The organism is Streptomyces sp. NPDC058307 (assembly GCF_042880295.1).
Taxonomy (GTDB): Bacteria; Actinomycetota; Actinomycetes; order Streptomycetales; family Streptomycetaceae; genus Streptomyces.
Map to the genome: position 1 here is coordinate 34,741 of NZ_JBHVYZ010000076.1, position 5,125 is coordinate 39,865.

A 5,125-nucleotide genomic window follows, 5' to 3' on the forward strand; every position below is an offset into this window, starting at 1 on the left:
GCGCCCCCGCCGTGAGCCAGCCCCCGCTGCGGTGTCGTAGGCCCCAGGCGGCCAGTGGGAGGCCTGCTGCCATCTGCGTCAGGGCGAGGGTGCGAGCCCTCGGGTCGCCGGACCAGGGGAGCCAGGGCGTGAGGCGGCGGCCGGCGACCACTTCGGGTTCGTCGCGGACCGTTTCCCGCCGGCCCTCCCACTCGATCGGGAGGGCGTCCGGACGGTCCTGGGCCACCTCGTGGAGGCGGTCGGTCGGTTCGCCGGGAGCGAGGCCTGCGGGGAGGCTCAGACCCACGCGGGTGAGGACCGCGAGCAGGCCGCGCAGGCGCGCGCGGGCGTCCGAGGCGGGATCCGGTCGCGTGAGGTGGTCCAGGGACTGGACGTCCAGGACCGGGTCGAGGCCGAGACGGGCCGCGAAGGTGCGCATGGCCTCGTCCTCACCGGCCGGGGTGCCGTTGGCGAGCCAGATGTAGCCGACGGGGCGGCGGAAGCCGGACGCGAGGGTGTAGCCGCCGCGCTCGGCGTCCCACCACAGCGCGAGGACGGGCCAGGGAGCGCCGACGGCCAGGGCGGTGGCCCAGCCGGTCATGACACGGTCGACCGGCTCCTCACCGCGCAGCCACGGCCCGCCTTCCGGTACCAGGACACTCCAGCCCTCCCCCGCGCGCGTGAGAAGCATCCGCTCGCGCAGCAGCCGGGCCGCGGGGGCGACGGAATCCGGCTCGGCCCGGCACAGCAGCAGGGCGCCGGGGGCGGGACCGGTGCGACCGGCACGGGAGGTGGCTTCCGTCGACATGATCACACGCTAGGGCGATTCGCCCGGTTGGTCACATTTAAGCCCTCCACACTCCCTCCGCACCCCTTCGCATCCCCAGAACGAGTGCCTTGACTTTCGACCACCACGATATATCGTGAATTGCAGGAGACGCGATATGGCGCGTTGTTACGGGGAGGTCTGCACCATGCCCGAGTGGTCCGTCACGGAGCCCAGGAAGCTCACCTTCGACGAGCCCGTACGCGAACTCCACGTACGCACCGTCAACGGAACGGTGAACGTGGTGGGCACGGACGAAGGTTCCGCACGCCTGGAGGTGTCCGAGATCGACGGACCCCCGCTGATCGTCACCCAGGAGGGTGGCACCCTCACGGTGGCCTACGAGGACCTGCCCTGGAAGGGCTTCCTCAAGTGGCTCGACCGCAAGGGCTGGCGGCGCAGCGCGGTCGTCTCCCTGGCCGTACCGGCCGACACCCGCGTCGAGGTGGGTGTGGTCAGCGCCGCGGCCGTCGTGTCGGGACTGCGCGGCCCGTCGGTCGTGAAGGGGGTCAACGGCGACACGACCCTCGTGGGACTGTCAGGACCCGTCCGCGCCGACACCGTCTCCGGGAACCTGGAGGCCCAGGCCGTCACCGGCGACCTGCGCTTCAACTCGGTCTCGGGGGACCTCACCGTCGTGGCGGGCTCCGGCCCCTCCGTACGGGCCGACTCGGTCAGCGGCTCGATGATCGTCGACCTCGACCCGGAGGGCCCCACCGACGTCCGGCTGACCAGCGTCTCGGGTGAGATCGCCATCCGGCTCCCCCAGCCCGCGGACGCGGAGGTGGAGGCCAACACCGCGAGCGGGACCATCTCCAACGCCTTCGACGGCCTGCGCGTGCACGGCCAGTGGGGCGCCCACAAGGTCACGGGCCGCCTCGGCGCCGGCACCGGCAAGCTCCGCGCGACCACCGTCTCGGGCTCCATCGCCCTCCTGCGCCGCCCACCCCGGGAGGACGAGGAGGAGCCGTGGGAGACGCAGGCTCCGGTGACGGACGCCCCGCCGGACGGCGTACCGAGCGACTCGGGGGACAATTCCGTCTCCGGCCCGGACGGCGACTCCTCACCCGGCGCCCCGGCCGACGGCACGACCGACAAGAAGGTGCTCTGACATGCCCCCCGTCTTCGCCCACGGCCGCCTCCGCCTCTACCTGCTGAAGCTGCTGGACGAGGCCCCGCGCCACGGCTACGAGGTGATCCGGCTCCTGGAGGAGCGCTTCCAGGGCCTGTACGCCCCCTCGGCGGGCACCGTCTACCCCCGGCTGGCCAAGCTGGAGGCGGAGGGCCTGGTCACCCACACCAGCGAGGGCGGCCGCAAGGTGTACGCCATCACGGACGCGGGCCGCGCCGAGCTGGCCGACCGCAGCGGTGAACTGGCCGACCTGGAGCTGGAGATCCGCGAGTCGGTCGCCGAGCTCGCCGCCGAGATTCGCGCCGATGTGCGGGGCGCGGCGGGTGACCTGCGGCGCGAGGTGCGGGCGGCCGCCACCGAGGCCCGCCGGGGCGGTGGCACCAAGGCGGGCACCGGCGAACACGAGGGCCCCTTCGGGGACTTCACGGAGTACGCCGACCACGAGGCGTGGCGCGCCGCCAAGGAGGAGATGCGCCGCGTCAAGCAGGAGTGGAAGGAGCAGGCCCGGCGGGCCAAGGACGAGAGCCGCCGCGCCCGCGAGGAGGCCCAGCGGGCCCGCCGCCAGGCCAAGGAGGCCCAGGACCGGGCCCGGGAGCAGGCGCAGGAGGAGGTGCAGCGCATCGCCCGGCGGGTGCAGGAGCAGGTGCAGGACCACTTCGCGCGCGGCGACTGGCCGACGGGGGTGCGCGAGGGGCTGACCGAACTGGCCAAGGAGTTCGGCGAGTTCGGGAAGGACTACGGCAAGGAGTTCGGGAAGGACTTCGGCTTCGGCCGGGGCCGCGCGAGGTCCGAGAAGGCCGAGGGGGCGCCGTCCGGTCCCGAGTACTCACACACGCCGGAGGACTTCCCCGCCGAGTACGAGCCCTCCTGGGCCCACGAGGACTCCACCGGGGACCCGGGCCGCGATCTCGACCGCCTGCTCGACCGCTTCCGCGACGACATCCGCGACGCGGCCCGCGACCACGGCATCACCGCCGACCAGTTCCACGACGCCCGCCGCCATCTGTCGACGGCGGCGGCCCACATCGGGGCACTGCTGCGAGCACCGAAGGCGTGAGCCGCCCGGGCGCAGCCGTCTCCGACGCCGGCGCCCGCGGGGCTCAGCCCGCCTTCGCCTCTCCCTCGCCGTAGAGGACGCGCACGACCGACTCATAGGTCACCCCGTGATCGGCGAGCACTTCCCCGGGCACCCCCGGCCGTACCGTCATCGCCAACAGAAGGTGCTCGTCGCCGATGTGCCGGTGCCGCCGGGCCACGGCGATGCGCAGAGCCTTCTCCAGGATCTCCTTGGCGCCCCGCCCGAAGGAGTGCCGCCCGGACCGCCACCCCTTGCCCTTCCGGTCGCCGGACATCGCCCCGACCCCGTGCACCTCCTCCACGCGGGTGACGATCTCCGAGACGTCGATGCCGAGCCCGGCCAGCGCCTCGGCGTCCGCCTGGGACAGCCCGGCCCGCCGCCGCGCCTCGCCCAGCGCCTCCCGTACGGCGTCCCCGCGCTCGGCGAGCCCGAGAGCGGCCAGGGCGAAGGAGGCGCGAGTGCCCTCCCGGTCCAGCAGGGCGAGCAGCAGATGCTCGTCGTCCACGGCCCCCGCCCCTGCCGCCTCGGCATGTTCGACCGCGCCCTCGACCACTGCCCGGGCATCCTTCGTGAACCGCTCGAACATCAATGCCTCCCGTACTTCTTGTGCACGGCCTGCCTGCTCACTCCGAGTTCCGCGGCGATCTCCTGCCACGACCAGCCCTGATGGCGCGCACTGCGCACCTGCACCGCCTCCAGCTGCTCCAGCAGCCTGCGCAGCGCGGCGACGGCGCGCAGTCCGACCCGGGGATCGCGATCACCGGCGCGCTCGGCGAGATCCGTTGCTTCGGTCATGACGTCAACTATGGTTGACATAACCCGGCACGTCAACCACAGTTGACAACCTCGGCGGACGGAAGGGCTCAGCCGTTGGTGAGCACGACCTTCCCGAACTGCTCGCCGGACTCCACCCGCTGGAACCCCTCACGGGCGCGGTCCATGGGCAGCACCTCGTCGATGACGGGCCGCACACCCGTGGCCGCGCAGAACGCCAGCAGGTCCTCCAGCTCGTCCTTGGTCCCCATGGTCGACCCCACGACCTTGAGCTCCAGGAAGAAGATCCGGGTCAGTTCGGCGTGCGAGGGGCGGTCGCCGCTCGTGGCACCGGAGATGACGATCGTGCCCCCTGGCTTCAGCGACTTGACCGAGTGCGACCACGTGGCCGCGCCCACGGTCTCGATGACGGCATCGACCCGTTCCGGCAGCCGGGCACCCGACTCCACGGCCTCCAGGGCTCCGAGCTCCACCGCACGCCTGCGCCTGGCCTCGTCCCGGCTGGTGGCGAACACCCGCAGTCCCGCCGCCTTCCCCAACACGATCGCGGCCGTCGCGACACCGCCTCCCGCGCCCTGCACGAGCACGGAGTCACCGGGCCGGACACCGGCATTGGTGAACAGCATCCGGTACGCCGTAAGCCAGGCCGTGGGCAGACAGGCGGCCTCGGCGAACGACAACTCCTTCGGCTTGGGCAGGACGTTCCAGGTCGGCACCGCCACCTGCTCGGCGAACGTCCCCTGGTAGTGCTCGGTGAGGATGGACCGCGGCTCCTTGGGGCCGACCCCGTGCCCGCTCTGCCCGATGACGGAGTGCAGGACGACCTCGTTGCCGTCCGCGTCGACACCGGCGGCGTCACAGCCGAGGATCATCGGAAGCTTGTCCTCTGCGAGGCCTACGCCGCGCAGGGACCAAAGATCATGGTGATTCAGGGAAGCGGCCTTCACATCGACGATGCTCCAACCCGGGCGGGCTTCGGGGGCCGGACGCTCCCCCAACTCCAGTCCCGAGAGCGGGTTCTCGCGGTCGATTCGGGCGGCGTAGACAGCGAACATGACCTTGACGATAGGGTCCGCCGACGGCCCGGGGAACAGCGACGCGTTGTGACACACGCCCTGTTGCGGAAGGGGGTGTGGATGGGGTGGCGGGAAGTGTTGGGCGGGTGCGGGTGAGCTGTGGCTGGTCGCGCAGTTCCCCGCGCCCCTAGGGGGCTGCAGTCACCTGCGCCAGGACGAACCGATCCCCACCTCGCGCACCACCGCGGACCGCGCGCCACGATCCGGCGGTTGGCCGCGTACGGCGGGAAGGGGACGGGGTGGGGGGTGTCCGCCCGCAG

At 72.5% G+C, this 5,125-nt stretch carries 6 protein-coding genes; 2 read left to right on the top strand and 4 right to left on the bottom strand.

Annotated features, from left to right (window positions below):
• The coding region (locus ACFVYN_RS35820) for a hypothetical protein (RefSeq protein ID WP_390006239.1) at positions 1–787 on the bottom strand (787 nt) is incomplete at its 3' end.
• A 166-nt stretch (positions 788–953) separates the two neighbouring features.
• Here ACFVYN_RS35820 and ACFVYN_RS35825 point away from each other — a divergent pair.
• On the top strand, positions 954–1,916 hold the full coding sequence (locus ACFVYN_RS35825) for a DUF4097 domain-containing protein (RefSeq protein ID WP_390006240.1): 963 nt from the start codon (positions 954–956) through the stop codon (positions 1,914–1,916).
• 1 nt (position 1,917) lies between these two features.
• Positions 1,918–2,994, top strand: coding sequence for a helix-turn-helix transcriptional regulator (locus ACFVYN_RS35830; protein ID WP_390006241.1), 1,077 nt, complete (start codon positions 1,918–1,920; stop codon positions 2,992–2,994).
• 43 nt (positions 2,995–3,037) lie between these two features.
• Here ACFVYN_RS35830 and ACFVYN_RS35835 read toward each other — a convergent pair whose 3' ends face one another.
• The 3 genes from ACFVYN_RS35835 to ACFVYN_RS35845 form a co-directional block, all read right to left on the bottom strand.
• Complete coding sequence (locus ACFVYN_RS35835) at positions 3,038–3,601, bottom strand: Clp protease N-terminal domain-containing protein (RefSeq protein WP_390006243.1); 564 nt, start codon at positions 3,599–3,601, stop codon at positions 3,038–3,040.
• Positions 3,601–3,810: a helix-turn-helix domain-containing protein gene (locus ACFVYN_RS35840; RefSeq protein ID WP_030038196.1), complete on the bottom strand. Its 210-nt coding sequence runs from the start codon at positions 3,808–3,810 to the stop codon at positions 3,601–3,603. The genes ACFVYN_RS35835 and ACFVYN_RS35840 overlap by 1 nt, the downstream gene beginning before the upstream one ends.
• Positions 3,811–3,878: 68 nt before the next feature.
• On the bottom strand, positions 3,879–4,844 hold the full coding sequence (locus ACFVYN_RS35845; protein ID WP_390006245.1) for a zinc-binding dehydrogenase: 966 nt from the start codon (positions 4,842–4,844) through the stop codon (positions 3,879–3,881).
• Between the last annotated feature and the right edge of the window lie 281 nt (positions 4,845–5,125).

What these genes read in the sequence shown, in the direction of transcription:
- ACFVYN_RS35825 (WP_390006240.1), top strand. Translation starts at nt 954, where the DNA reads ATGCCCGAGTGGTCCGTCACGGAGCCCAGGAAGCTCACCTTCGACGAG.
- ACFVYN_RS35830 (WP_390006241.1), top strand. Translation starts at nt 1,918, where the DNA reads ATGCCCCCCGTCTTCGCCCACGGCCGCCTCCGCCTCTACCTGCTGAAG.
- ACFVYN_RS35835 (WP_390006243.1), bottom strand. Translation starts at nt 3,601, where the DNA reads ATGTTCGAGCGGTTCACGAAGGATGCCCGGGCAGTGGTCGAGGGCGCG.
- ACFVYN_RS35840 (WP_030038196.1), bottom strand. Translation starts at nt 3,810, where the DNA reads ATGACCGAAGCAACGGATCTCGCCGAGCGCGCCGGTGATCGCGATCCC.
- ACFVYN_RS35845 (WP_390006245.1), bottom strand. Translation starts at nt 4,844, where the DNA reads ATGTTCGCTGTCTACGCCGCCCGAATCGACCGCGAGAACCCGCTCTCG.